Below are 2,642 nucleotides of genomic sequence, written 5' to 3'. Positions count from 1 at the left end.
GGAGCAGCCGGGACGGCACCCGACGGCCGGGCGGCGGCGTCAGCGCCGACCCCGCGGCACGCCGGCGAGCCGGAGAGTCTGCTCGGGAACGGCGAACGCGAGCAGCTGGCCGACCGGCTCCAGACGGCGACGACCACGTTCGTCGACTCGCCGCGCGGTGCCGTGCAGGAGGCCGACAAGGTGCTGGACGAAGCGGTCCGGTACCTCACCGAGGCGCTCGACGAACGGCACCGCCTGCTGCGCGCCGCACTGCGCGGCTCCGGCGACGAGGGCGACACGGAGGAGCTGCGGTTGGCGTTGCGCCAGTACCGCGAGCTGACCGAGCGGCTGCTGCACGTGTGAGCAGGGAGACCGCAGGGGGCGGGGCGGAAGCCGGGATGACGGCTTCCGCCCCGCCCCCTGTCGCGGCGCCGACCCGCCCGTGTACGGAGGTGTCTGACAGGGCGTCGGATGGGCATGCGCAAGGGCAGGAGGGGAGCGCCCTCCGGCAGGAGGACCGCTGTGATGGACCAGGACGCCCGTACCGACCGCGAACGAACCGATGCCCCACCGATCACCACCCGCATCCGCCGGACGCCGTGGTGGCTGAAGCTTGTGATCGTGCTCGCCGTACTACTGACCACCGTGGCGCTGGTGGTCCGCTTCGGACTCATCCCCGGCGTCAAGGACCTGTTCGGTGAGGAGACCAAGGACCGCACCGGACCGACGCTGCTGAAGTCCATCCAGGACATCAGCCGCTTCGAGGCGGCCTCGGGCAACTTCCAGGTGGTGGTGGACCTGGAGAAGGACACCAAGTTCCTGCCCGACGCGATCCGAGGCACCCGCACCCTCTACGTCGGCGCCGGCACCGTGGACGCCTACGTGGACCTCGGGGACGTCGGCGAGAACCAGGTCACCGTCAACGAGGACCGCACCGAGGCGACCCTGACACTGCCGCACGCCCAGCTCGGCAAGCCGGCGCTCGACCCGGAACGCTCCTACGCGGTCAGCAAGCAGCGAGGCCTGCTCGACCGGCTCGGTGACTTCTTCTCCGGCAACCCCGGTGACGAGCGCGCCGTCCAGCGACTGGCCGCCCGCCACATCGGCGACGCCGCGAAGGAGAGCGAGCTGGCCGTGCGCGCGGAGAAGAACACCACCAGCATGCTCGAAGGGCTGCTCACCTCCCTTGGCTTCGAGAAGGTGACGGTGCGCTACGGCTCCGACTGACCGAGCCCGCCCGGGGCCCCCTCACCGGATATCCGCTCGGTGCGAGGCGGCGTTTGCCGGGTTTTTGCGCGGGCAGTCGGAGAACGAATCGGATGTCGTGTTCACACCTGGAGATTTGTCATGACCATCATTGGCTGGATCCTGCTCGGTCTCATCGCCGGTGCCATCGCCAAAGCCCTGATGCCGGGTAAGGACCCGGGCGGCTGCCTGATCACGATGCTGCTCGGTATCGTCGGCGCGCTGCTCGGCGGCTGGCTCGGCAGGGTCGTGTTCGGCATCGACTCGGTCGACGGCTTCTTCCAGCTCTCCACGTGGATCGCGGCAGTCGTCGGATCGGTGATCCTCCTGATCATCTACCGCATGGTCGCCGGCGGGCGGGCCCGAAGCTGACACCTGGCGTACGGCGGGGGCGCGGCACCGGTTCGGTGCCCCCCCCCCCCCCCCCCCCCCGCCGTTGTGCGACACGCCCCGTCCTGCTCGCCTCCGGTTCGTGCGGAGGCGGGCAGGACGGCGTGCGGGTCAGCGCTTGGCCTGCCGGTCGCCCAGCAGACTGGTGTGCAGCCGGTCGAGCAGGTCCTGGGGGCCCTTGTAGACCTCCACGGCGCCCGCCGCCAGCAGTTCGTCCTCGTCGTACGCCCCGGTCGCCACACCCAGGCAGGGCACCCCCGCCTGCGTGCAGGCCTCCACGTCCCACACGGTGTCCCCGACGAAGACCGCTTCCTCCGGGCGGGCTCCGCCCAGCTCCAGGGCACGCTCCACGAGCTGCGGAGCCGGCTTGCTCGCCTCCACGTCGTCGGCGGTGGTCGCCGCGGCGATGATCTTGTCCGCGTTCAGCACCGAGCGCATCCACTCCAGCTCCCGGCCGGCCGCGGAACTCGCCAGCACCACTGTCCAGCCGTCCCGGGCGACACAGCGCAGCAACTCGGAGGCGCCGGCCAACGGCACCAGTCGGGTCCGGTACTCGGCGTACAACGCGGCGTGCGCACCGACCACGGTGTCGTCGAGGGAGCGGTCGCGATCCTCGCCCAGCAGGTGGTCGAGCAGCTTGTCGGACCCCATGCCGACGGCCCGGTGCACGTCCCTCATCGGGACCGTGCGGCCGACCTGCTGGAACGCCTCCCACCAGGTGACGACGTGCAGGTAGGTGCTGTCCACCAGGGTTCCGTCGACGTCGAACAGCACCGCCTTGCGCCGGCTCATCGCAGGCCCGCCCCACTGGACGCGCCCCGGCCCGGGGAGGTGCGTGCCTGCGGGCCGGGCACTACCGCTCCGGTTCCTCCGAACGCCGGCGGCTCGGACGTGCGGAAGCCACCGGGGGCCGACCCGCCCGGCCGGGCGGAGAGGCGGCGACTGAACATGGGGTACCTCCGTGGTTCTGCGGCCTGCGGCCGTTTCGACAAGTCCGCCGTGCGTCGGCCGACCCGATCGGACCGGCC

General features: G+C 71.5%; 3 protein-coding genes and 1 pseudogene. 3 read left to right on the top strand and 1 reads right to left on the bottom strand.

Going from position 1 to position 2,642, the window contains the following annotated elements; translation table 11 throughout:
- The 3 genes and pseudogenes from ACYVE9_RS22160 to ACYVE9_RS22150 form a co-directional block, all read left to right on the top strand.
- Window positions 1–342 (top strand): annotated as a pseudogene (locus tag ACYVE9_RS22160) (hypothetical protein); the annotation flags it as partial.
- 162 nt (window positions 343–504) lie between these two features.
- Complete coding sequence (locus ACYVE9_RS22155; protein WP_461029649.1) at window positions 505–1,206, top strand: DUF4230 domain-containing protein; 702 nt, start codon at window positions 505–507, stop codon at window positions 1,204–1,206.
- Window positions 1,207–1,326: 120 nt separating this feature from the next.
- Window positions 1,327–1,596, top strand: a complete 270-nt coding sequence (locus tag ACYVE9_RS22150) for a GlsB/YeaQ/YmgE family stress response membrane protein (protein WP_461029648.1) — start codon at window positions 1,327–1,329, stop codon at window positions 1,594–1,596.
- A gap of 129 nt (window positions 1,597–1,725) precedes the next feature.
- Here ACYVE9_RS22150 and ACYVE9_RS22145 read toward each other — a convergent pair whose 3' ends face one another.
- Window positions 1,726–2,406 (bottom strand): HAD family hydrolase, encoded by a 681-nt coding sequence (locus tag ACYVE9_RS22145; RefSeq protein ID WP_461029647.1) that lies wholly within the window; start codon window positions 2,404–2,406, stop codon window positions 1,726–1,728.
- Between the last annotated feature and the right edge of the window lie 236 nt (window positions 2,407–2,642).

Source organism: Streptomyces sparsus, assembly GCF_054776295.1.
This window is presented reverse-complemented; position numbering and strand designations above follow the sequence as displayed.